Origin of the sequence: Nibricoccus aquaticus (assembly GCF_002310495.1) — a bacterium.
Lineage (GTDB): Bacteria > Verrucomicrobiota > Verrucomicrobiia > Opitutales > Opitutaceae > Nibricoccus > Nibricoccus aquaticus.
In genome coordinates this window covers 512476-535911 of record NZ_CP023344.1, presented here as the reverse complement: position 1 = coordinate 535911, position 23436 = coordinate 512476, and the positions used below count along the sequence as shown (strand labels likewise).

The 23436-nt window shown below is 60.5% G+C and carries 21 protein-coding genes and 1 tRNA gene; 16 read left to right on the top strand and 6 right to left on the bottom strand.

What is annotated here, in order from left to right; all coding sequences use genetic code 11:
* The first annotated feature begins 15 nt into the window (after positions 1–15).
* The 14 genes from CMV30_RS02280 to CMV30_RS02215 all read left to right on the top strand — a co-directional run bounded on the left by CMV30_RS02280 (position 16) and on the right by CMV30_RS02215 (position 15037).
* Complete coding sequence (locus CMV30_RS02280) at positions 16–1134, top strand: efflux RND transporter periplasmic adaptor subunit (protein WP_096054518.1); 1119 nt, start codon at positions 16–18, stop codon at positions 1132–1134.
* The gene (locus CMV30_RS02275) at positions 1134–2393 is read left to right on the top strand and encodes an ABC transporter permease (RefSeq protein ID WP_096054517.1); all 1260 of its coding nucleotides are present in this window, start codon (positions 1134–1136) and stop codon (positions 2391–2393) included. The genes CMV30_RS02280 and CMV30_RS02275 overlap by 1 nt, the downstream gene beginning before the upstream one ends.
* A complete protein-coding gene (locus CMV30_RS02270; protein ID WP_096054516.1) occupies positions 2390–3112 on the top strand; it encodes an ABC transporter ATP-binding protein in 723 nt (240 codons plus the stop codon). The genes CMV30_RS02275 and CMV30_RS02270 overlap by 4 nt, the downstream gene beginning before the upstream one ends.
* 393 nt (positions 3113–3505) lie before the next feature.
* Positions 3506–4165 carry a cytochrome c3 family protein gene (locus CMV30_RS02265; RefSeq protein WP_096054515.1) on the top strand — a complete coding sequence of 220 codons (660 nt, stop codon included), beginning with the start codon at positions 3506–3508 and terminating at the stop codon, positions 4163–4165.
* Complete coding sequence (locus tag CMV30_RS02260; RefSeq protein ID WP_096054514.1) at positions 4165–7626, top strand: TAT-variant-translocated molybdopterin oxidoreductase; 3462 nt, start codon at positions 4165–4167, stop codon at positions 7624–7626. The genes CMV30_RS02265 and CMV30_RS02260 overlap by 1 nt, the downstream gene beginning before the upstream one ends.
* Complete coding sequence (nrfD, locus tag CMV30_RS02255) at positions 7626–9056, top strand: NrfD/PsrC family molybdoenzyme membrane anchor subunit (RefSeq protein WP_096054513.1); 1431 nt, start codon at positions 7626–7628, stop codon at positions 9054–9056. Before CMV30_RS02260 ends, nrfD begins: the two co-directional genes overlap by 1 nt.
* 36 nt (positions 9057–9092) lie before the next feature.
* Positions 9093–9626: a DUF3341 domain-containing protein gene (locus CMV30_RS02250; protein ID WP_096054512.1), complete on the top strand. Its 534-nt coding sequence runs from the start codon at positions 9093–9095 to the stop codon at positions 9624–9626.
* A gap of 3 nt (positions 9627–9629) precedes the next feature.
* Positions 9630–10250 (top strand): c-type cytochrome, encoded by a 621-nt coding sequence (locus tag CMV30_RS02245; RefSeq protein WP_096054511.1) that lies wholly within the window; start codon positions 9630–9632, stop codon positions 10248–10250.
* Positions 10247–11524 carry a hypothetical protein gene (locus tag CMV30_RS02240; protein ID WP_096054510.1) on the top strand — a complete coding sequence of 426 codons (1278 nt, stop codon included), beginning with the start codon at positions 10247–10249 and terminating at the stop codon, positions 11522–11524. The genes CMV30_RS02245 and CMV30_RS02240 overlap by 4 nt, the downstream gene beginning before the upstream one ends.
* Positions 11517–11816 (top strand): hypothetical protein, encoded by a 300-nt coding sequence (locus CMV30_RS02235; RefSeq protein ID WP_096054509.1) that lies wholly within the window; start codon positions 11517–11519, stop codon positions 11814–11816. The genes CMV30_RS02240 and CMV30_RS02235 overlap by 8 nt, the downstream gene beginning before the upstream one ends.
* Positions 11817–11824: 8 nt before the next feature.
* Entirely contained in the window at positions 11825–12037 is a 213-nt protein-coding gene (locus CMV30_RS02230) for a cbb3-type cytochrome oxidase assembly protein (protein WP_096054508.1), read from the top strand.
* A gap of 89 nt (positions 12038–12126) precedes the next feature.
* Complete coding sequence (locus CMV30_RS02225) at positions 12127–13608, top strand: cbb3-type cytochrome c oxidase subunit I (RefSeq protein WP_096054507.1); 1482 nt, start codon at positions 12127–12129, stop codon at positions 13606–13608.
* Positions 13605–14309 carry a cbb3-type cytochrome c oxidase subunit II gene (locus CMV30_RS02220; protein ID WP_096054506.1) on the top strand — a complete coding sequence of 235 codons (705 nt, stop codon included), beginning with the start codon at positions 13605–13607 and terminating at the stop codon, positions 14307–14309. Before CMV30_RS02225 ends, CMV30_RS02220 begins: the two co-directional genes overlap by 4 nt.
* Positions 14306–15037, top strand: a complete 732-nt coding sequence (locus CMV30_RS02215; RefSeq protein ID WP_096054505.1) for a c-type cytochrome — start codon at positions 14306–14308, stop codon at positions 15035–15037. The genes CMV30_RS02220 and CMV30_RS02215 overlap by 4 nt, the downstream gene beginning before the upstream one ends.
* Positions 15038–15138: 101 nt before the next feature.
* Here CMV30_RS02215 and CMV30_RS02210 read toward each other — a convergent pair whose 3' ends face one another.
* Entirely contained in the window at positions 15139–15483 is a 345-nt protein-coding gene (locus CMV30_RS02210) for a phenylpyruvate tautomerase MIF-related protein (protein ID WP_096054504.1), read from the bottom strand.
* A 70-nt stretch (positions 15484–15553) separates the two neighbouring features.
* Here CMV30_RS02210 and CMV30_RS02205 point away from each other — a divergent pair, with 70 nt between their 5' ends.
* Positions 15554–15937 (top strand): hypothetical protein, encoded by a 384-nt coding sequence (locus tag CMV30_RS02205; RefSeq protein ID WP_096054503.1) that lies wholly within the window; start codon positions 15554–15556, stop codon positions 15935–15937.
* Positions 15938–16018: 81 nt separating this feature from the next.
* On the opposite strand, the gene CMV30_RS02200 is transcribed toward CMV30_RS02205, so the two are convergent.
* Positions 16019–16095 (bottom strand) — tRNA-Val (locus CMV30_RS02200).
* A gap of 158 nt (positions 16096–16253) precedes the next feature.
* On the opposite strand from CMV30_RS02200, the gene recN reads away from it, so the two are divergent.
* Complete coding sequence (recN, locus tag CMV30_RS02195) at positions 16254–17915, top strand: DNA repair protein RecN (protein ID WP_096054502.1); 1662 nt, start codon at positions 16254–16256, stop codon at positions 17913–17915.
* A gap of 131 nt (positions 17916–18046) precedes the next feature.
* On the opposite strand, the gene CMV30_RS02190 is transcribed toward recN, so the two are convergent.
* The 4 genes from CMV30_RS02190 to CMV30_RS02175 form a co-directional block, all read right to left on the bottom strand.
* Complete coding sequence (locus tag CMV30_RS02190; RefSeq protein ID WP_096054501.1) at positions 18047–19963, bottom strand: cytochrome c biogenesis protein; 1917 nt, start codon at positions 19961–19963, stop codon at positions 18047–18049.
* Complete coding sequence (locus CMV30_RS02185) at positions 19960–21114, bottom strand: cytochrome c biogenesis ResB family protein (protein WP_096054500.1); 1155 nt, start codon at positions 21112–21114, stop codon at positions 19960–19962. Before CMV30_RS02185 ends, CMV30_RS02190 begins: the two co-directional genes overlap by 4 nt.
* 46 nt (positions 21115–21160) lie before the next feature.
* Entirely contained in the window at positions 21161–22348 is a 1188-nt protein-coding gene (locus CMV30_RS02180; RefSeq protein WP_096054499.1) for a hypothetical protein, read from the bottom strand.
* 100 nt (positions 22349–22448) lie between these two features.
* Positions 22449–23375 carry a LysR family transcriptional regulator gene (locus CMV30_RS02175; RefSeq protein WP_096054498.1) on the bottom strand — a complete coding sequence of 309 codons (927 nt, stop codon included), beginning with the start codon at positions 23373–23375 and terminating at the stop codon, positions 22449–22451.
* Between the last annotated feature and the right edge of the window lie 61 nt (positions 23376–23436).

Sequence of the window (23436 nt, the reverse complement as noted above, 5' to 3'; positions counted from 1 at the left end):
TTTTTAATCATTCATATGTCTTCGACGAAAATTTTAGTGACGGGCGGTCTGCTGCTGGCGCTCGGTGCGGCGGGTTGGTTTGGCTATCAGCAAACCCATCCGGTTGCGGTGGTGGGGCCGATCACGCGCGGCTCGGCGGTGCATGCGGTGCCGGCGAACATCCTCGTGACGGAGGAGTTTCGCATGGAGATCAAAAGCGAATCCGGCGGGCGGATCATCAAGAGTCATGTGCAGCTCGGCACGCAGGTGAAGGCGGGGGATGTTTTATTTGAGGTCGATCCGAGGGATTTGGAATTGGAGATCGAGCGAATCGAGTCGGATCGTAAGGCAGCGCAGGCGCGCATCGATCTGGGTTCGCAGAAGCGTTTTCAGATCGCGACGGCGGAGGAAACGGTCCGCAACAACACGCGGCTGGTGGAGCAGGGGAAGCTCGCGCAAATCGCGCTCGATCAATCGAAGCGCGCGGTGACGCAGCTGCAGGACGAGCTGGCGACGGAGAATATCAACAACCAGCAGACGCTGGATAATTTCGACAACACGCTGAAGACGAAGCGCCGCCAGTTGGAGAAGATGCGGGTACTCGCGCCGGACGACGGCACGGTGTCGGAGATTTTTGCGATCAATGGCGAATTGGTCGGCGGAGGGCAGTTGCTGGCGCGGGTGATCTCGAAGGCGCGGCTGGTGCTGGCGCAGATCAGCGAGGAGAACTTCGCGGGTGTGCGTCCGGGCCTGTCGGCGAATGTGCAGCTGCTCGGTTATGGCGGAAAACTTTTCACCGCCAAGGTCGAGCGCGTGCTGCCGGGCGCGGATGAGCGCACAAAGCGTTATACGGCGTTTCTGAAAATCGATATCGACGAAGCGCTGCTGGCGCCGGGATTGACTGGCGAGGCGAGCATCACGATCGATCGCCACGACAACACGCTGCTGGCGGAGCGGCGCTCGATGCTGGGGCACACGCTCTTCGTGGTGCGGGACGGTGTCGCGCATTATGTGCCGGTGATCATCGGGTATTCGAATATGCGGCACACAGAGATCCTCTCCGCCGTGAATGAAGGCGATCTGGTGATCGTGAGTAACCCGGCCGGATTTCGCGACGGGCAAAAGGTGCGCGCGGTGAAGGAAGCCAGCCGTTAATGCGTACGAATCTGCAGATCGCGCTGCGTTTCCTGCTGGCGAAGAAACGCTCCATGGCGATGAGCCTGCTGGGCATCGCGTTTGGCGTGGGATTCATCGTGCTCACGCAGGCGGTGACGTCGGGCTTCCAGGAGTTTTTTATTCGCACGATCCTCGGCACGGACGGCGCGATCCGCGTGGAGGATAAATTTCAGGCGACGACGGTGGACATTCCGGTGGATGACGGAGGCGTGGAAAAAAAAGGGCCGGTGGCGGCGATCACGGTGGAGAGCGAACGGCGTTATCAGGAAGGCGTAGCGGAGCCGCGGTTGTTGCGGGAATCGCTCGCGCGTTTTCCCGAGATCACGGGCATGTCGGAAGTCGTGCGTGGGAGCGTGCTCATCCAATCGGCGACGCGCGAAGATAACGCGCAGGTGATCGGCATCGAGTTCGACGATCACGCAGGCGTTTCCAATCTGGAGGAGCAAATCGTGTTGGGGGAACTGGCGGCGTTTCGGGATTCGCCGTCGGGCATTTTGGTGGGTGCGGCGCTGGCGGAGCGGTTGCGGATCAGTCCGGGAAACTCGGTGCTGTTGACGTATGCGGGGCAGTCCACGCGTTACCGGGTGGCGGCGATTTATGAAACAGGTGTGCGCGAGATCGACCGGGTGCGGATTTTTCTGCACCTGAGCGAGGCGCGGACGGTGCTCAAGCGGCCTTATGGGGCGAGTTTCATCCAGCTGTCGTTGAAAGACTCGGCGCAGGCACCGGAGATCGCGCGGCAGATCGAACTTGTGGCGAGTCATCGCGCGACGAGCTGGCAGCAACGCGAGAAGGTGTGGTTGGATGTGTTTTTGTTTTTCCGTATCGCGGCGGCGATCATGGTCTCGACCATCATTATCGTGTCCGGTCTCGGGATGTTCAATACGCTCGCGATGATAGTCATGGAGAAGACCAAGGACATCGCGATCCTGCGCTCGATGGGTTTCACGCGGGGTGACATCGGGGCGATTTTCATGCTGCAAGGCGTGCTGGTGCTGCTGATCGGCGTGGTGGCGGGGTGGGGGCTGGGAGCGTTGAGCACCTATGCGGTTTCGAGCGTACCGATCTCGGTGCGGGGCATTTTTTCGACCGATCACGTCGTGGTGGCCTGGGATCTCGCGCATTATGCGGGGGCTGCGGTGGCGGCGACGGTGGTGGTTTTCGTGGCGAGCTGGCTGCCGGCTCGCCGGGCGGCACGACTGGAACCGGCGGCGATCATCCGGGGGGCTTCACAATGAAAGGCGTTTCTCAGAATCAATCGCAGGCTTCATCCGCTCCGCGCAGTGGGGAATCGATTCGTTGCGAGCGGCTGGTGCGTTATCTAGGCGAAGGCGAAGGTCGCGTGCATGTGTTGCGCGAGGTTTCCTTCTCGGCCGCGCCGTCCACGGTCACGGCCATCGTGGGGCCATCGGGCTGCGGCAAGAGTACGCTGCTCTATCTACTCGGGCTGCTCGACCGGCCCGAAGGCGGCGAAATCTGGATCGGCGGCAAAAACCTCGCTACGGCCAGCGACGAACAACGCACGCAGACGCGCAACGAGCACATCGGCTTCGTTTTCCAGTTTCACTTCCTGATGCTGGAGTTCACTGCCTTGGAGAACGTCATGATTCCTATGCGCAAACTCGGCAGACTGAGCGTGGCTCAGATGACGGATCGCGCAAAGATGCTCCTCGAGGCGGTTGGCCTCGGTGCGAAAACGCATCGTCTGGCTACGCACCTCTCAGGAGGCGAACAGCAGCGCGTTGCCATCGCCAGAGCTCTGGCGAACCAGCCCTCGATCCTGCTAGCCGATGAGCCGACTGGAAATCTCGACGTCAAAAACTCCACGGTCGTCTTTGATCTGATGACCCGGCTCGCCCGCGAACACGGCCAGGCCATTGTGCTCGTTACTCATAATCCGGATATCGCCCAGCGCTGTGATTTGGTGCGGCCGATGCGTGATGGTGTTTTTGTCTGAGACTTGCGTTGGAGGGGGGCGGAAAATTTTGGTCAAGAAATGCACAGGGTGATCCGCAGCTGATAAGCAAACCCAACGGTCGATGGCCGCTGCGCTACTTTTGCGGCTTAAAAAAATCCCCGGTTCCAAATTTTAGTTTACAATCTAATCCTCGCGGCGTTCGCTGCGCCTCGACTTTAACTTTTACGAAGAACTGTGAGCACTCAACACTCTCGAAAGAGTTTCTTTGCCAAGTTTCTAGGCCTGCTGGCTGCTGCCGGCATCGCGCCTAAGTTGCTGGCTAAATCTCCGTCCCCTGCGGCCGCTCCGGTCTCCGCATCCGCGCCCTTCCAACTGCGCACAGAGACGCGCGCGGTCGCTCGTACGAGCGACACCGTCTAACGCCTCCGGCTTATGTCGCATATCTTTCCCAAGTCGGCCAACAAGCTGCCGCTCCAGATTATCATCTTCGTGCTGGTCCTCGTGGGCGTGGTCACCGCCGCCACGACCTACTACGCCACGCCGAAGTACACGCGCATCGGATACGCCCCGGTCCAGCCAGTGCCTTTCAGTCACGCGCTCCACAACGGTCAGCTCGGCATCGACTGCCGTTATTGCCATATCGGAGTCGATAAAGGTGCCACGTCCACCGTTCCCACGGCACAGACGTGCATGAACTGTCATAACACCGGTCTCATCAAAGCCGATAGCCCGGCGCTCGCTCCTGTTCGTGCGAGTTTCGCATCGGGTGATCCCGTTAAATGGGTGAAGATCCACCAAGTGCCTGACTACGTTTATTTCAATCACGCCGTCCACGTGAACCGCGGCATCTCGTGCGTCGAGTGCCACGGCCAGATCAACCAAATGGATGTCGTGATGCACTCGAAGCCTCTTTCGATGGGGTTCTGCCTTGATTGCCATCGCAATCCAGCCGCTCACGTCCGTCCCCTCGATCAGATTACCAACTTGAACTGGAAACCTGAGCAGGCCGCAGAACACGCCAAGTGGGCTGAGGCCTTCGTTAAGAATAACAAAATTTCGCCTCCGCAAAGCTGCACCGGTTGCCATCGCTGATGAAACGCAAAGTCCTCCATCCCGAACCCTCCCCAAGCGAGCAGCTGAACGGCCCGAAATACTGGCGCAGTCTCGATGAGATGGCCGCCACGCCGGGCTTCAAGCAGCACCTCGAACGCGAGTTTCCTGAGGGCGCGTCGAATCTCGACGGCGTTGATCGCCGAGGATTCTTCAAGCTCATGGCCGCTTCCTTCGCCCTCGGTGGCGTTGGTCTCGCCGCCGGTTGCCGCCGTCCCGAAGCGCACATCCTGCCTTACGGAAAATCCGTCGAAGGCCTGATCCCCGGGCTCCCGCTTTATTTTGCCACTGCGATGCCGATGCGCAAATCGGCAGTTCCGGTCATCGCAGAGACGCACCAAGGTCGTCCGACCAAGCTCGAGGGTAACCCAAGCTACGCTCCTTATGGAGGTGGTACGAATGCCTTCGTTCAGGCGTCGGTCCTCGATCTTTATGATCCAGATCGCGCCACCACGCACACCATCGGTGGCACCGCCGTCACGATCGCCGCGATTCAGGACAAACTCGCAGGCATCGGCAAAGCTTACGAATCTTCGCAAGGGGCCGGCCTCGCGTTTCTCGCCGAGGAATCCGGCTCGCCCACGCGCGCTGCGCTCGTTGCCCGTCTGAAGGCGAAATTTCCGAAGGCAATTTGGGCCGAGTACGAGCCCGTCAACGACACGCCCCCGCTCGCCGCCGCTCAGGCTGCGTTCGGCAAAAACGTCCAGCCTCTCTACCAGTTCGCCAAGGCCAAGCGTATCGTTTCGCTGGATGCTGATTTCTTCCACTCGGAAGCCGCCAGCCTCTACTACGCCCGCGAATTCTCCAAGGGCCGCAAAGTCACGTCCGTTAAGGACGAGATGAACCGCCTCTACGTTGTCGAGAGCGGCTTCACGCTCACCGGCGGCATGGCCGATCATCGTCTCCGTCTCGCTTCGAGCCACATGCTCGCACTCGCGGGCGCGCTCGCTGCCCAAATCACGGGTGATTCGTCCTTTGCTCCGCTCGCTCAGGGACTCGATTTCAAAGACAAAGACAAGTGGATCGCCGCCTGCGCGAAGGATCTCACCGATCATCGCGGCCAGTCGCTTGTCGTTGCTGGCGCGCACTTGCCCGCTGAAGTCCACGCTATCGCCTACGCGATCAATCTCGCCCTCGGTAACGTCGGACAGACCGTTGACTTCCTCGAAGTCGAAGCACCGTCCGCCGCCTCGATCAACGATCTCGCATCTGCGATCAAAGCAGCCTCCGTCAAAACGCTCGTCGTGCTTGGCGGCAATCCTTCCTACAACGCCCCCGCTGATCTCGATTGGGCGGCGTTGCAGAAGTCCGTTTTCGAAGTCATCCGCCACGGTTATTACGTCGATGAAACTTCGACGAACTCCGCCGCGCACATCGGAGCCACGCACTATCTCGAATCGTGGGGCGATGCCCGCACGGCCGACGGCACCATAGTTGCCGTGCAGCCGATGATTCTCCCTCTCTTTAACGGCCTCACCGAGCTTGAAGTCCTCGCCCGTATCTCGGGTGAAGTGACCAGCGACGCCTACTCGCTGGTTTACCAGACGATCACCACGATCGCTGGAGGCGATGCAGACGACGTCTTCCGCAAATTCCTCCATGACGGTGTTCTCGCTGGCAGCAGCTTCCGCAAAGCCTCCGTCAGTCTCAGCTCCAGCGACCTCGGTCGCTTGCTGAACAACACACCGAAGTTCCAGGCGCTCTCGAAGGACAATCTCGAAGTCCGTTTCACGACTGATCAGAAGATCGACGATGGCCGCTTCGCGAACAACGGCTGGCTCCAAGAGTGCCCCGATCCGATCACCAAGATCTCGTGGGACAACGCCATCCTCATCAGCCCCAAGCTCGCGCGCGAACTGGATATTTATCCAGTCGGCTCAGGCATTCAGGTGGCTCGTGTGGAAGAAGCTGATTTCGAAGTCGGCAAAGAAAACGCCCGACTCGCCGAGATCACCATCGGTGGCCGCACGATCAAGGGACCGCTCCACATCCAACCAGGTCTCTCCAATTACACGCTCATTCTCCCACTCGGTTACGGCCGTACCGTTTCCGGTCGCGTGGGCAAAGGCCAGGGTTTCGACGCGTATCGGCTGCGCACCTCCGCAGGCATGAGCTACGCCGTCGGTGCGACGATCAAACTCACCGGCGAACGCTACAAGCTGGCGAACACCCAGGAACACTGGTCGATGGAAGGCCGCGACATCGTTCGCGAAGCCAACTTCGACGAGTATCTGAAGAATCCCGGTTTCGTTGACGACATCGGCACCGAGTCGCACTCGCCCGCCATCTATGGCGCGGACAACACGCCGACTAACGATAACAAACTCTCCCGCGAAGAACGCGCCCAGCTCGCCGCCAAGCGCGCGACCGAGCTTCCTCGGGGCGGCTCGCTCTACGTCACGCCTGCCTTCAATGGTGTCCACCAGTGGGGCATGGCGATCGACCTGAACACCTGCATCGGCTGCAACGCCTGTATCATCGCGTGTCAGGCCGAGAATAACATTCCGATCGTCGGTAAAGATCAGGTCATGCGTGGCCGTGAGATGCACTGGATTCGTCTGGATCGTTATTACTCTGACGGCCAGGCCGACGCTCGTGCGATGGCGGATTTGTTCAGCGATACGCCCAGCAAAAACCGCGAGCTTCCCGAAGATCCGCAGGTTTCTCTCCAGCCTATCGCCTGTGCTCATTGCGAAACCGCTCCGTGCGAAACCGTGTGCCCCGTCAACGCGACGGTTCACGACGAAGAAGGCCTCAACGGCATGGCGTACAACCGCTGCATCGGTACGCGTTACTGCGCGAACAACTGTCCGTACAAGGTCCGCCGCTTCAATTTCTTCGACTGGAACAAGCGCCAGCTTGACCAGCTTTACATGGGGCCGCTCGGCGAGAGCGGCATGCCCGAGCTCGTCAAGATGGTGAAAAATCCAGACGTCACCGTGCGTATGCGCGGCGTGATGGAGAAATGCACCTATTGTGTGCAACGCATCCAGCAGGCCAAGATCGCGCAGAAGGTGAAAGCCAAGGCTTCCGCCGATGTGAAGATCCCCGATGGCACGGTCAAAGTCGCCTGCCAGCAGGCCTGCCCGGTCGATGGTGTTTACTTCGGTGACATCAGCGATCCAACCAGCGAGGTCTCCAAGGCGAAAGCCCGCGAGCAGGATTATTCGCTCCTCGGTTATCTCAACGTTCGCCCGCGCACGACCTTCCTCGGAAAGCTGCGTAATCCGAATCCGTCGATGCCCGACTACGCTGCGATCAAAACGCCTTTCAGCCGTCAGGAATACGAAAACAAGAACCATCCTCAGCACGGCGACGGTCATGGCCACGGCCACGATCATTCGCACGGGGCAGGGGAGCAAGATTCTCACGGCACACCCGCTAAAAATGAGCATGGCCATACCTCGCTCCAAAACCTTAAGCGCCTCGGAGGGCTCGTCTAATGGCTCACGCCACTGATCACGCCGCTCCGGCGATTCTTAAAGAGGTGAAGCCTGCGGTCCTCCCGCGCGCCATCCTCGTCGAAAACAACCGCAGCTTCGCGTGGATCACCGAAAAAGTGTGCTCTATTATCGAAGGCAAGACGCCCACTTGGTGGTGGGTTTGCTTCGCCCTCGCGTGCTGCGTCGCGTCCTTCACGGTCGCTGGTATCACCTACCTCGTCGCCACCGGCGTCGGTGTTTGGGGTCACGCGAATCCCGTCAATTGGGCGTGGGACATCGTCAACTTTGTGTTTTGGATCGGTATCGGTCACGCCGGTACCTTGATCTCTGCGATCTTGTGCTTGCTGCGTCAGAAGTGGCGCACATCCATCAATCGCGCCGCCGAAGCCATGACGATCTTCGCCGTCGTTTGCGCCGGTATCTTCCCGGTCTTCCACGTCGGTCGCGTCTGGTTCGCCTGGTATCTCTTCCCAATCCCGAACTCGAACTACATCTGGCAGAACTTCCGTTCTCCGCTGGAGTGGGATGTTTTCGCCGTTTCGACCTACGGTACCGTTTCCGTTCTCTTCTGGTACGTCGGCCTGATCCCTGACTTGGCCGTCCTCCGCGACCGCTTCTTCAAGGCCGGTAACAAACTTCGCTCCACGATCTATGGCTTTTTCGCCATGGGCTGGCGCGGTTCCAACCGCCACTGGAGCAACTACGAAATGGCGTACCTGATCCTCGCCGGTATCTCCACGCCGCTCGTGTTGTCGGTGCATACGATCGTCTCGTTCGACTTCGCCGTGTCGCTCCTCCCGGGCTGGCACACCACGATCTTCCCTCCGTACTTCGTCGCAGGTGCCATCTTCTCGGGCTTCGGCATGGTGCTCACGCTCATGCTCCCGCTGCGTGCGATCTACAAACTCGAAGACCTCATCACGCAGTACCACATCGACTGCATGTGTAAGATCACGTTGGCGACCGGCACCATCGTCGGTTACGCCTACGGTATGGAGTTCTTCATCGCGTGGTACGGCGCGAATCCGTACGAAGGCTTCGCTTTCGTGAACCGTGCGTTCGGCAACTACGCTTGGGCTTATTGGATCATGATCGGCTGCAACGTCATCACGCCGCAGTTCTTCTGGTTCAAGAAGGTCCGCGAAAATACTTGGTTCGTCTGGGTCCTCTCGATTTTCGTCAACGTCGGTATGTGGTTCGAGCGCTTCGTGATCATTGTCACCTCGCTGGCTCGTGACTTCCTTCCTTCCAGCTGGGGTTACTACAGCCCGTCGATCGTCGAGATCTTCACCTTCTTCGGCACCTTCGGCGTCTTCTCGGTGCTCTTCCTCCTCTTCATCCGCTTCCTCCCCATCATGCCGATGGCAGAAATCAAAGCGGTCACCCCGCAGGCCGACGCTCACGCCGGTCACGGCCACGACAAGCACTAAGCCGTCATTCGATCACCCTCAACTTTCACTGAGAAAATGGCAGCACAACCACACGGCCTGATCGCCACATTCGAAACCGTCCCCGACGTCATGCACGCCGCGGAAAAGGTGCGCGACGCAGGTTATAAATCCTGGGACTGCATCACCCCGTTTCCCGTTCACGGCTTGGACAAAGCCATGGGCCTGAAACGCTCCATCGTCCCGCGCTTCTCGCTCGTCGGCGGCTTGATCGGTTTCACCACCGGCATGTCGATGATCTTCTTTACCGGCGCGGTTGACTACCCGCTGATCGTGGGCGGCAAGCCCTTCTTCAGCCCGATGTTCGCCTTCCCGGTTTCCTACGAGCTGACGATTCTCTTCACAGCCTTCGCCACCATCGGCGGCATGTTCTTCCTGAACCGCCTTCCGATGCACTACCACCCGGTGCTCAAGTATGACCAGATCCACCGCGGCATGGATGACCTCTTCTTCATCGTGATCGACGCACGCGACCCGAAATTCAACTTCGCCGCCACCAAGGCCCTCCTTGAGAAGGCGGGCGGAAAATCCATCACGGAGCTGGAAGCCTGAGCCATGCGTTACGCTTATCTCGTTCTCGCACTCGTCGTCATCGGTACGGTTTCCATCTTCGGATTCCGCGGCTCGATCTCAACCAAACCTCCGCTGGAAGTTTTTCCGGACATGGACCGCCAGGCTAAATACAAGCCTCAGGCCGAAAGCCCTTTCTTCGCGGATGGCCGCGCGGATCGTCCGCTTCCCGCCGGAGTCGTCTCCCGTGGCGACCTTCGCGCCGATGACCATCTCTATCTTGGCAAAGCCACCAACGGTAATTTCGCCGCGGGATTCCCCGCTTCGATTTCTATCGACGCCAAACTCTTGGAGCGCGGCAAAGATCGCTACTCGATTTTTTGCCTCCCGTGCCACGGCACCATCGGTGACGGCAATGGCATCACCAAGTCTTACGGCATGGGATCGACCCCGACCTACCATGACGACCGTCTGCGCAAAATGACAGAGGGCGAAATCTTCAACACCATCACTCACGGTAAGGCCGCCATGGGCGCTTACGCCGACAAACTTTCCCCCGAAGAACGCTGGGCCGTCATCGCCTATGTTCGCGCCCTTCAGCGCGCACAGACCGGCTCGATCAACGACGTCCCCGCCTCTCATAAATCGGAGCTTGGTATCAAATGAGCACCCACGCTGCATCTGCTCCCGTCTCACTCTCTGCTGAATCCAGCGCCAGCGGCGCCGGCAAAGCGCTCATCATCGGCATCGTCGGTCTCGCTTTGACCGGAGTCGGTCTCTTCGTCTCCGGCGCTCCTGGTGCTGTAGCGCTGTCATACCTCGTAGGTCTGACCTTCTGGATCGCCATCGCCATCGGCATGCTGATGTGGACGCTCATCCACCACATCTTCGACGCCTCATGGTCGGTCGTTCTTCGCCGCCAGTTCGAACACTGCATCGCAGTATTCCCCTGGCTCGCGTTGCTCTTCGCACCTCTCGTTATCGTCTCGTGGACGGGCACGCACGACACCATCTGGTCTTGGATGAATCTGGACGGCCACGTCCACGGTGGTCACGGCACCATCGGTGAAGACGTCCTCTATGTGAAGAAGGCTGCGTTCTTGAACCTGCCGATGTTCACGATTCTCACGGGCGCGAGTTTCTTGATCTGGTTCTGGCTGTCTGCCCGCCTCCGCAAAGCCTCTTTCACTCAAGACGTGGACGGCGACCTGAAGTGGACCTACATGAACCGCAAGACCGCTGCCTTCGGCATCGCGCTCACGGCCGTCACACTTACGCTCGCCTCGATTTACTGGATCAAGAGCCTCGAGTATCACTGGTTCTCCACGATGTTCGGCGTCTGGTTCTTCGCCAACTGCGTCCGCGGTGCACTCGCCATCGGTGTTCTGATCATGCTCTGGCTCCTCGCTCGCGGAGACTACAAAGGCATCCTCAATACGAATCACTTCCACTCTATCGGCCAGCTGATCTTCGCGTTCACCGTCTTCTGGGCCTACGTCACGTTTTCTCAGTACTTCCTGATCTGGAATGCCAACGTGCCTGAAGAAACCTTCTGGTATAACCTCCGCGAAATCCACGCCGACGGTACGCCCAGCCAGTGGAAATACGTCGGTATGGTGATCCTCTTTGGTCACTTCGTCGTCCCGTTCCTCTATCTCCTGTCTTACAAAAACAAGGTCACGCCCTCGCGCATCAAATTCATCGTTTACTGGATTCTCGCGACGATCCTCATCGACCTTTGCTACAACATCCTCCCGGTCCTCAAGGACTCGCATGGCGACCCGCTTCCATTCCTGTCTCTGAACCTCGTCTGGGTTCTTACCACAGTTGTCGGAGTTGGCGGTATCTTCGTCTGGTCTTATCTTCGTAGCTTCCCGAAACAGAAACTCATCCCGATCCGCGATCCTCGCATCGGCGAATGCCTCACGCACCATGAGTGATCATCCTTCACCCGCTCCCAAGAACTTCTGGATCACGCTCGGCGCCATCATCGGCGGCTTCGCGATCTTCCTGCTCATCCTCTTCATCGCGTACCTGCCCCAGCAGCCCGCACCGCTCCCGGAAGGCACCAAAACCCCGGCCGAGCGCGCGCAAATTCTCGCTGAGATCCGCGCTAAAGATAAAGCCGCCGCCACCACGTATGCCTGGGTCGATCAAGCGACCGGCGTGGTCCGCCTCCCCACCGATCGCGCCGTCGAGCTCACCATCAAAGAGCTCAACGCGAAGAAATAGGCTCACGGATGGAATGGATTAACGAATGGTTCTTCTACGGGCTCGCCTTCATCGTCGCTGTGGCAATCACGGGCTCGGCGGTTTACGCGCTCTACTGGGCATCGAGTAAAGGCCAGCTGCGCGACCTGGAAAAAGGCGCCGCCTCCATCTTCGATGACAAAGAACCCATCGGTCAGCCCACGGATTTCTTCCCTGGCAAGACGCCCAAACGACACCACTAATTCCGCCGTCAATCGCCGCTAATTTTTCCCGCCTCCGGCCAGATTAGCGGTGAAAGCCGCGCCTCCTCGTTTCACCTTTTCCCTCAACAATGGCTTCCGCTTCCAGTCTTGCCGCATCAGTCAGCCCGGCCACGTCATCCGACACGGTGACGCGTGCTGAACTGAGCGAGATCGACGCCTCCACCAAGGCGCCGGCGATGTACTTCCTGTGCTCCGCGATCCTCTGGCTGATCATCGGCACGGCGTTCGCGCTGATCTCGTCGTTTAAGATGCACAAGCCTGAGCTTCTTGGTGACATCGAGTGGCTCACCTTCGGCCGCGCCCGCACCGCTCACCTAAACGCCGTGATCTACGGCTGGAGCGTCAACGCCTCCTTCGCCGTCGCCATGTGGCTTATGGCCCGTCTCGCGCGCTCCGTCGTTCGTCACAGCGGCATCCTGATGCTCGCCGGTGCGTTCTGGAACGTCGGTGTGACCGTCGGTATGTACGGCATCCTCGCCGGTGATGCCACGTCGATCGAGTGGCTCGAGATGCCGCCCTACGCCACGCCGATGCTCTTCATAGCCTACGCGCTCATCGGTGCCTGGGCCGTCATTACTTTCCGCTTTGGCAAATCTGAGCACATCTACGTTTCCCAGTGGTACATCCTCGCAGCGCTCTTCTGGTTCCCGTGGTTGTACTCGGTCGCCCAGATCATGCTGATCTTCTCGCCCGCCCGCGGCACCGTGCAAGCGCTGGTCAACTGGTGGTTCGCTCACAATGTCCTCGGGCTCTGGTTCACGCCGATTGGTCTCGCCGCCGTCTACTATTTCCTTCCGAAGGTTCTCGGTAAACCCATTCACAGCTACTACCTCTCGGTCCTCGGGTTTTGGTCGCTTGCAATCTTCTACAACTGGGCCGGCGTTCACCATTTGATCGGTGGTCCCGTCCCGGCCTGGGTCATCACCGCCGGTATCGCCGCGAGCTTCATGATGGTCGTCCCCGTCGTCGTCACAGCGATCAACCATCACCTCACGATGATCGGCAGTTTCCAGGCGCTGAAATACAGCCCGACGCTTCGCTTCATCGTCTTCGGCGCGGTCAACTACACGCTCTCCAGTCTCCTCGGTTCGCTCATGGCGGATCGCGGTGTCAGTGAAGTCGTTCACTTCACCCACGCCGTCGTCGGCCACGCTCACCACGGCCTCTACGCTTTCTTCTCCATGGTGATGTTTGGCTCCATCTACTACATCCTGCCGCGCATCCTTCACAAGGAATGGCCCTCAGCCCGTTTGATCAGCGTCCACTTCTGGACCTGCGCCATCGGCATTACGATCTACGTGATCGTCACCAGCATCGGCGGCACCAAACAGGGACTGGAGATGAACGACGCGAGCATTCCCTTCATGGATGTGGTTCGCCACACGATCGTCTGGCTTAAGCTTCGCAGCTACGCCGGCGTCTTGATCACGGTTGGCCACGTCGCCTTCGCCATCAACTTCGCCTGGATGATCTTCAAGCCCCGCGCCGATAACACTGCGCCCACGCTCTTCGCTCATCCGAATCCTGACCTGGAGATCTCCGCACGATGAATCGCGCGCCCCTCATTTTCCTCGGCATCTTCTTCGCACTGGCCTTCTCGTGGACCGGCATCGTGCTGACCAACCAAATCGCCTACGGCAAACTCGAGCCCGTGTTCGACGAAGGCGAAAATAAGTCCTTCCCCGAGGCGCTCCCCGGCCTCGCCGCCCAAGGCAAGCTGGTGTATCAAGATCTTGGCTGCATCTACTGCCACACCCAGCAGGTCCGCCGCCCCGGTTACGGTGGCGACATCGACCGCGGCTGGGGCGAACGTCAGAGCGTGGCCCGCGACTACATCCGCGAACGCCGCGTGCTCCTCGGCACCATGCGCACCGGTCCCGATCTCCGTAACATCGGAGCCCGTCAGGCAGGCGACGCCGGGCGCGAATGGCATATCCGCCACATGTACGATCCCGAGATCACCTCGAAGGATTCGATCATGCCGAAGTACAAGTTCCTCTTCGAGACCCGCAAGATCGTGGGCGAGCCCTCGACCAAAGCCGTGCAACGCCTTCTCCCTGCCAGCGCCCAACCCGCCGCCGGTTATGAAATCGTCCTCACGGATCGCGGTAACGCGCTGATCGAATATCTCCTCAGCTTGAAGGACAGCTACACTTACCCTGAGGAAGCCACCCGCGTTTACGTCGAACCGAAGAAAGAGCAAAAGGCCGGAGCCAGCTCCGAAGCCGCCAAGCCGGAGGCACACAAATGAGCGCCCAAGATCCGAAGGCCAATAATCCCAAGATCGAACAGGCCGCAGCCTCTGACCAAAACATCCAGAAGGTTCACGCGATCCTTCTGCGCGAAAAGCCCGAGCCCGCCGAAGGCTACTCGCCGATGCCGCTGTTCCTGCTCGGTTTCGTCTCGGCGATGATCTTCATCGTCTCAGTCTATTTCGTCCACAACCGTGGCGGCATCGGTCCCTCGCTGAAAAGCGGAGTCAGCGGCCTCACGTTCAAAGAAGCCGCGCTCGTGTACGACGAACGCTACGACCCCGCAACCGCTCCCGGTGCGGGTGCGGTTAAAGAGCTTACTCCCGAGCAAGTGCTCGCCTCTGGCAAAAAACTCTACGCCACCTGCGCTACCTGCCACCAGCCCACGGGCACCGGCCTCGCAGGCACTTATCCTCCACTGGCTAAGTCGGAGTGGGTTCTGGGCAGCGAGGACCGCCTCATCCGCATTCTTCTCAATGGCCTAAAAGGTGAAATCACTGTGGAAGGTAACAAGTACAACGGCCTCATGCCTGCCTTTGGCAAAGTACCCAATAGTGGCTATAACTGGACCGATGATAAAATCGCCCACGTCCTGACCTTCATCCGTCACGAATGGGGCAACGCAGCCGCTCCTATCACGACAGCGAAGGTTAAGGAAATCCGTGAACAAGTCGCAGCCGCCCGCCCTGGCAACTGGACCGAGGCCGAACTGCTCGCAGTTCCCTGATCGACGTCTGTTCGCCACGACGATCACCGCAAACCTCTTCAACCCGGCCCGACACGGCCGGGTTTTTTTGTCACCGATTACCTTTACCTGCGCGCAGCCGTTTAGAACGTGTCGCCCTTCCAACCCCACATCCCGTGCTTCACGTCGATGAATTTCACATACACGCGATCTTTCGCGATTCCCAAGTGCTCCTCGATGAGCGCGCACAGCGCTTTGCAGAGCACCTTTGTTTTCCTCGCGGGCAGGCCGATGCTCTTGAGTTCGAGAAATGCCACCGGGTCATCGCTACCTGCGAAGAGCATCGGTGTGTCTGGCTGGATCGCGATCATCACGAACTCCTCAGGTTTTTGTAGCTCGGTAGCCACGAGCGCAGAGGCGGGTTTCAGCACAGTGCGCTCGGCCTTTTTCGACAGCGGGAGGTTGGTCTGGATTTTGAGGTAGGGCATAAAAGCGGGGGAGCCCTGTCTAACGTGGGAGCCGCTTTGCAGTGCTTTACGCCCGCCGCCTCTTCCTCACATGGTTCGCCCATTCATTGTCGCCGTGAAAAAGACCAACGTTGTCCGCGCCTATTACATTCTTCCGTGCTGCCTGCTGTTGCTCAACCTGGTCAACAACCTCGTCTCCTACAAAGCCGAGGTGATTCACGATCCGTTCCTGCGCGTCGTGATCATTATCCTGCTCGTGCTCTTTGGCGGCTCGCTCGTGGCGTTTGCCGTCGCGCCGGGATTGGAGGCGATCGTGCGCAACCTTCATCGCGGCAGCCGTCATGAAGCGGGGCGCGTGGGCGAGGCCGTTTTCCTGCTCGCACTCGGGGCGGTGGTTTTCTGGCTCTACTACCAGATGTACATCAACGGCCCGGAATCGCTGCTGCCACGTGTGTGGAGAAATCCGACCGGCTGATTTTAGGCACACGAAAACGAGCTTGATTCTCTTGATGCTTCATCACGCAAAATGCTGATTTTCAGCCATTTTTGTCGCGAATGGTGGACCCTACTGGACTCGAACCAGTGACCTCTTCCATGTCAAGGAAACGCTCTAACCAACTGAGCTAAGGGTCCGTTCTCTTGCGAGTCGCGGAGTAAGCACGGCGGGCTGGCGGTTCGGCAAGAAAAATTTCCGCGATGTTTGGCGCGGTTTTCGATGCGCGATCAAACCCTGAAAATGCGTGCAAGCAGCCGCTTGAAACGCGCGGCGTTTTCGTCCCCATTTCGCCCACATGCTTCAGTCGCTCCGGATCAAGAACCTCGCCCTGCTTGAAGAAGTTTCCCTCGATTTTGAAGCGGGATTCACGGCGGTGACGGGCGAGACCGGCGCGGGCAAAAGCATCCTGCTCGGCGCGCTCAGCCTGCTTGCGGGTGAGCGTGCGGATAAAACCATCATCCGCCAGGGCGCGCTTGCGTGCGAGGTGGAGGCGGCGTTGTTTTTCAAAAATGCGAAGGCGATCAACGCGTTGCTCGCGGAGCTGGATTTGCCGGAGTGCGAGGAAGGAATGCTGATTTTGAAACGCAGTGTGCCGCGCGAGAAAGCGCCGAAGATCACCGTCAACGGCGGGCTCGCCACGCTCGCATCGCTCCAGCGGCTCGGTGAGTCGTGGGTGGATTTTCACGGGCCGAGCGAGCCGCGGCGGTTGCTTAAGGAAAGCTGCCAGCGGGAGCTGCTCGACCTGTTCGGTCGGGCGGAGAAGGCACTCGCGGCGTACTCGGAAAAGTATGACGCGTGGCACGGCCGTGTGGCCGAACGAGCGCAGATCGCGAACGAGACGAAGCTCTCGCCCGAGCAGTTGAAGTTTTTGGAAGCGCAGCTGACGCGGCTCGATGCGCTGGAGTTGACCGACGAGGCGATCGAAACGCTGGAGCGCGATTTTCAACGGCAGAGCCGTGCGCAGGAACTCATCGAGCTGTCGGCAACGCTCGCCAATGGGCTCACCGGTGAAGACGGCGCTACTGGCAAAGTGGCGGGTCTCGTGCGCGAAGCCCGGCACTTGGAAACACTCGATCCGGCGAGCAAGGCGCTGGCGGACCGGCTGGCGTCGGCCTCGCTCGAATTGGCGGATCTCGGCGCAGAGTATGAGGCGTTGAGTGGCGAGTATCAGTTCGATCCCGAACAGGCGGAGCAGTTGCAGACGCGGATGAACGCGTGGCTCGAGGCGAAGCGGAAGCACGGCGGCGACGTTTCAGCCGTGGCTGCGGCGCGCGAAGAGATGCGGCGCAGGCTTGACTCGCAGAGCGATATTGAGGGCACGCTGGCGAGATTGGACAAGGAAGTCGCCGAGACGGAGCGGGCGGCGAAGAAAGAGGCGCAAGCATTGCGCGCGATCCGCGAGAAGGCGGCGAAGGAGTTGGCCAAGGTTGCGGCCAAGAGCATCGTGCAGCTCGGATTCAAGAAGGCGGATTTCCAAGTGCGGATCGTTCCCCTTGATCAGCTCGGGCCGGCCGGCGATTGCGGCTGTGAGTTCCTGTTCTCACCGAACGTCGGTGAAGCGCCTCTGCCGCTGAGCCGCATTGCTTCGAGTGGAGAACTCGCGCGCGTGATGCTCGCATTGAAGAGCGTGCTGGCCGATCTCGATGGTGTGCCGGTGCTGGTCTTCGACGAAGTGGATGCGAACGTCGGCGGAGAGATTGGCAAAGTCGTCGGCGAGAAAATGGCCGAGATCGCGCGCGGGCATCAGGTGTTGTGCGTGACGCATCTGCCGCAGGTGGCGGCGCAGGCGGACAGCCATCTGGTCGTGACGAAGGATCAGTCGAAGGATCGTGCGGTAGTGACGATCGCGCCGATCCATGAGAGCCGGAAGAGTCGTGTGAGCGAACTTGCGCGCATGCTGGGCGATCGCACGGCAAAGAGCGCGCTCGCGCACGCCGAAGAGTTGCTGGGGAAGTGACGTTCAACGCGGGACCGCGTTTTACTTGAATCGCAAAGACGCGAAGACGCTAAGGTCGAGCAAAGATGGGAACGTTTACTTCAAACGCCTGCGATCTTCGCAGCTTTGCGTCTTCGCGATTCAACTGACGCTCACGCAGACTTGGTGGCGAAGCTGCGCCACCTTTCCAAGGGAATCAGCGCGAGGGCGATGATGGCGAGTTGGGCGATGACGAAGATCGCGAGGGTCTTGGCGCCGTTGTCGGTGAAGCCGTAGCTGTGGAGGCCGACCTCGAGGAGATTCGTGCCGAACCAGCTCCAGCCGGTGACGATGTTGCCGAAGACGGCGAGGGCCATGATGCCGCGTTGTTTCACGAGGCCACCCCAGCGGGCGTGGAGGATGATGGCGTTCCAGATGACGATGATGAGTGCGCCGTTTTCCTTGGGATCCCAGCCCCAAAAGCGTCCCCAGGATTGATCGGCCCAGATGCCGCCGAGGATCGTGCCGACGAAGCTGAAGAACATCGCGAAGCAGACGATGCCGTAAACCATGCGCGTGAGCGTGTCGGCCGTGGTTTTATCGAGTGAGCGGGTGAAGAGGCCGCGGAAGATATAGATGATCGCGAGGAAACCGGCGAGGAACGTGGCGCCGTAACCGGCGGTGACAGTGATGACGTGCGTCGCGAGCCAGAAGTTGGAGTCGAGCACGGCGCGCATCATTTCGAGCGTGTCGCCGGTGAGCGAGAGGTGATGCGCGATGAGCAACGTGCCGAAGCCGATCATGCCGGCGGCGACGCTGCCGATGGCGTTTTTGTAAATGGCTTCAAGCGCGAGACAAAGGCCACCAGCGACCCAGCCGACGAAGAGTGCGGAGGAATAGAGATTGGTGACAGGCGCATAGCCGCCGATCCACATGCGGGCGAGAAATCCGATCGTCGTGGAGATGAACGCGAGAGTGATGAGCCAGAAAGCGACGCGGCCGAGTGTATCCGGCCAGCGGAGCCAGGAAGCGATGGCGACGAAGAAGGCGAGCATGTAGAGATTCATGCTCTTGTAGAAAGGCTCGGCGTGATTGAAGCGGGCCTCGGTGTCGGTTTTGGCGAGGAAGTTGGAGGAGGTTTTTTCGAGCGTGGCGCGATAGAGCCGGACTCCTTCGTTGAAGCGCTCGGGCTGGTTCTCGCGCCAGGATTTGCCGAGGGCTGCGTAGGTCAGGACTTCGTAGGGGACGTCGCCACGACTGTAGCTTTGCAGGAGAGCGCGGCCGATGGAGAGCCACTCGGAGGGTTTGGCGGGATCGTGCGAGGGGATCGGGCGGACGTAGGTGAAGTCGGAGAGCGCTTCGTAACGGCTGATGGACTCCATCGCCTTTTTGAGGGAGTCGGCGTCGAATGGTTTGCCTGCTTCGCGGTTGGCGGCGGCTTCGATGCTCTTGGTGATGTTTTCCTGGAAGGCGGTGACTTCCGCGAAGAAGTCGGGCGTTTCGGCGGCGACGAAGCTGTATTTGAGCTGCTGATAAATGCCGAGGTTGGAGCGGAGGGTGAGGACGGCGCGTTGGAAAGGTGTGCGCTGCGGGGACTCGGTGCTGGCGGCGAGCTGGGACTGGCGCTCGATCTCGTCGAAGTGCGGTGAGAGGTCGGCGTACGAGAAGCGGCTGTGGTGGCTCGGGAGGAAGCCGAGGATGACCATGAACTTCTTGGCTCCGCTGTCGTAGTTGATGCGGGTGACGTCGGAGGTTTTCCCGATGAGGCTGAGGAGCTCGAGATTATCGATCTTGAACGTCGTGTAGGTGTCGGCGAGCTCCGGGCGGTAGACGACGTCGAGGAGCCAGGCGGTGGGCGAGCTGACGTAGGGCTCGCTGCGTTCGGGATTGTTGACGCGCTGCCGGCCTTGGAGCGTGAGGAGCGTGGTGCGGGCGACGGTATCGACGGGCTTGATGCGGCCGTTGAGAAGGACAGGCAGTTTGCCAAAGCCGGTGACGTCGAAGTCGGTCGGGTTTTTCGGTGAGCGGAAACCGGAGGCGAGATAGAGCGCGCCGAGGACTAAAACGAGAATAGGGATCAGCTTTTTCATGCGGCGGCGCGGGAGCGTTTTTGGCGGAAGGCGATCAGGCTGAGGACGAATTGGAGGCCGAGGCCGACGGACATGATCAGGCAGGCGATGTAGGGGACGAGCCAGCTGGGGTTGCGGACGACTTGGAGGACCGTGCTCTTGTTCGCCGAATCCATCTGGTACTGGAAGAACGTGAAGCCGCCGAAGCGCAGCGGGTTGTTCATGTATATTTTGAATTCCTGGTCCTGCTTGCCGTCGGAGGTCTGGAGGCGCACCTGGCTGGCGAAGTTTTTCGGGATGTCGGAGCCGGGATAGATGTCGTGCGTGACCTTGATGAGGTGGAGTGAGAAGGGTTTGTACTCGCGCGCGACGCGGAGGGAGAGCTGCCAGGTTTTACCGGCGTAGCTGAAGCTCTCGGGCTGCGGCGACATGGCGGAAACGAGGAAGGTGCCGAGCGAGCCTTGCGGGCCGATGAGTTCGACGTAGGCGGCGGGAAGCGTGATCTGATCGGACTTCGGTAGTGGGAAAGGGGTGACAGAGAAGCGGCGGCCGAAACCGGTGGTGGCGAGTTGGGGCGCGGGGTTTTGCGCTTGCTCGGTCATCTGCATCGCGGCGTGCGGGTAGTAGGCTTTGACCTCGATGCGGAAAGGGAGCGTGGAGTGGTGGAGGATTTTTTGCGTGGCGAGCAGCTCCTCGGGGATGGCGGTGACCTTGTCGGTCTTGGCGTCGGTCGCGTCGATGATGGCGAGTTCGTTTAGGCGGAAACTCTCGGAGTAGTTCTTCGTCTGGCCCTCATCGATGCGCATCTGGAAATCTTCCTGGAGGATACCGGTGAAAAATTCGCCGAGGAGGAGCAGGATGAGGCCGAAGTGGGTCAGGAAGATGCCGGACTTTTTCCACGACATCTTAAAGCGCGTGGCGTGGGCGGCGATGAGGTTGAAGAGGAGGAGGAAGCCAAGAGTGTAGCCGCCGGGGTAGAGGAAGCCTACCTTGCCGAAGAAGTGGACGACGACCCAGGAGCGGAACCATTTTTCCTGAACGGTGTAGATGCCGAGATCGACCTGATCGAGGGTCGCGATGAAGATGAGCACCATCGACAACGCGAGCAGCGTCACGGTGAGGCCGAGCGAGGAAAAGAAGCGGAGGGTTTTCTGCCAGAGGGTGCGGAGCATGATGGCGGAGGCGTAGACGGCGGTCGGGACGTGGGAGCGTGGATGCTCAGCGGGATTTCACGGTGGCGAGAAACGCGAGGAAGTCGTTCTTCGCGGCGGCGACGGTGGCGTCGGGACCTTTGAGTTTGAAGAAGTAGGTGTCGCTGCCGACGGGGAGAATCGCGCCGAGTGTGCGCGTGGGCGCGCCGGGATTTCCGGCCATGTCGACGACGAGGAATTTCAGCGACGGATCGGCGGAGGGAACGGTGACGGTTGCGGTGGGCAGATCGGCGGGCGTGAGAAACTCGAGTTGGAGTTCGCCGCGCCAGCGGTTGAGATTGGCGAGGAGTCCGCCGACTTCACCGGGGAAAGCGGTGATGGCGAGATCGGCGTCGCCGACGGCAAAGCTGCCTTTGCGGATGGGGCCGAGGGGTTTCTCGGTCCAGGACGATGGAGCGGACCAGATGAGGGCGGTGCCGCTGGAGACGGCGGAGGCGGGGAGAGTTGAGTTGGCCATCGTCATCGGACCGGAGGCGGGCGCGCCGGACATTGAGGGCGAGGACGGTGCCGGGGAAGTGGATACGCCGGAGCCGCTGGTTATGGGCGGGTGTCCGTCAGGGAGCGGGCCGGACGGGATGGACGTGGCGGGAGCTGCGGAGAATTCGACGGAAGCGAGAAACGAGGAGAAGGCGTCGCGCTGGGAGGCGACGAGTGCGTCGTCGCCGGTGAGTTTGAAGAACCAGGTGGCGTCGGCCTGCGGAAGCCAGGCGACGAGCGTGCGGGTTTTGTGAGTAGAGTTGCCGAGCGGAGTGTCGCTGACGAGATCGACGGCGTCCATGTGTCCGGCGGGGTAATCGCGGTGGACGATGGCGGCGGAGAGTGCGGCTTCGTCGATGGGCGGGAGCTGGAGCTGGTTGCGCCAGCGGTTCACGTTGGCGAGATCGCCACCGACGGTGCCTTCGAATCGAGTGACGGTCATTTCGGCGCGCTGGTTGTCGGGGCCCGTGACGAGGATGTTTCCGAGGCGGATGTTGTTGGCTCCTTGATCGGTCCATCCTGCTGGGAGCTGCCAGCGGATCGCGGGCGCGGCGGTGGTGGACGGCGGGAGATTGGCCGCGCTCATGGCGGGACCGGTGATGGCCGGGGCGGGGTCTTTGGGCGCGGTGTAGGTCGTGATCTCGGGTTTGCGGCAGCCGCCTAGCGCAAGCAGGGCGGTGAGTGCGGCGGTGGCGGAGAGGAGATGTTGGCGACGCATGAAAGGCGTTGAAGGTTGAGCATTGAACGCGGACTTCAACCCAAACCCTGCAAGTATCAGGCGCGGAGGCAGGCGGGATTAGCGGCGGCGGAAGCGACGATTAGGAAAGCGTCGCAACGGTTTCGCTGGCGACGGCGAGGAAGGCGGCGAGGGCGGGCTCGGGCGCGGGCGGTTGTCGCCAGCCGAGGACGAGACTGCTTTCGGGGGCGGGACCGGCGAGCGGGCGAAAGACGACATCGCCGGGGAGATTTTTTGCTTCGGACGGTGTGATGAAGGTCGCGCCCAAGCCCGCGCGCACGAGGCCGATGCCGTTGGCGCGGGGCCAGACTTCCTCGGCGATGCGCGGGGTGAGCCCGGCCTTGGCGCAGGCGCTGAGCACGCGGTCATAGAAGCTCGGGTTGTGCGAGCGCGGGAAGAGCACGAAGGGCGTGTCGGCGAGCTGGCTGAGTTTGAGAGAGTTTTTCTCCTGTTTCGCGAGGGCGTGGCCGGAGGGGAGGAGGATGCCGTTGCGCTCGCGGAGGAGCAGGCGCGTGCGAAGGCCTGGCGTGGGCGTGGCACCGGGATGGAAAAAGCCGCAGCCGAGTTCACCGGCCTGAAGCGCGACGAGCTGGGTGGTTGAGGGCGATTCGTTGAGTTCGAGGCGGATGCCGGGGAAGCGGCGGCTGAATTCACGGAGGATGCCGGGAAGCACCGTCGCCATTGCTAGGCCGGTGAAGGCGACGCGGATGTGGCCTTCTTCGCCGCGGGTAAGCGCCTGGACTTCGCGACCGGCGGCGGCGAGGGAGCGGAGGACGGGCTCGATGCGTTTGGCGAAGGCGCGGCCGGCGGGGGTGAGTTCGACGCGGCGGCGGGAGCGGACGAAAAGCTCGGCGCCGACGGCGGCTTCGAGTTGCGCGATCTGGCGGCTGAGCGCGGGTTGCGCGACGGCCAGAGCCTCGGCGGCTTTGCGGAAATGGAGCTGGCGGGCGACTTCGAGGAAGTAAACGAGGTGGCGCAGCTCGTAGGGGAATTGATACTCGCGAGGCATCACAGGCGACGAAACAGGTATTTTCCGGCAACGCAACGGTGAGGTATTATCTGGCCGAATC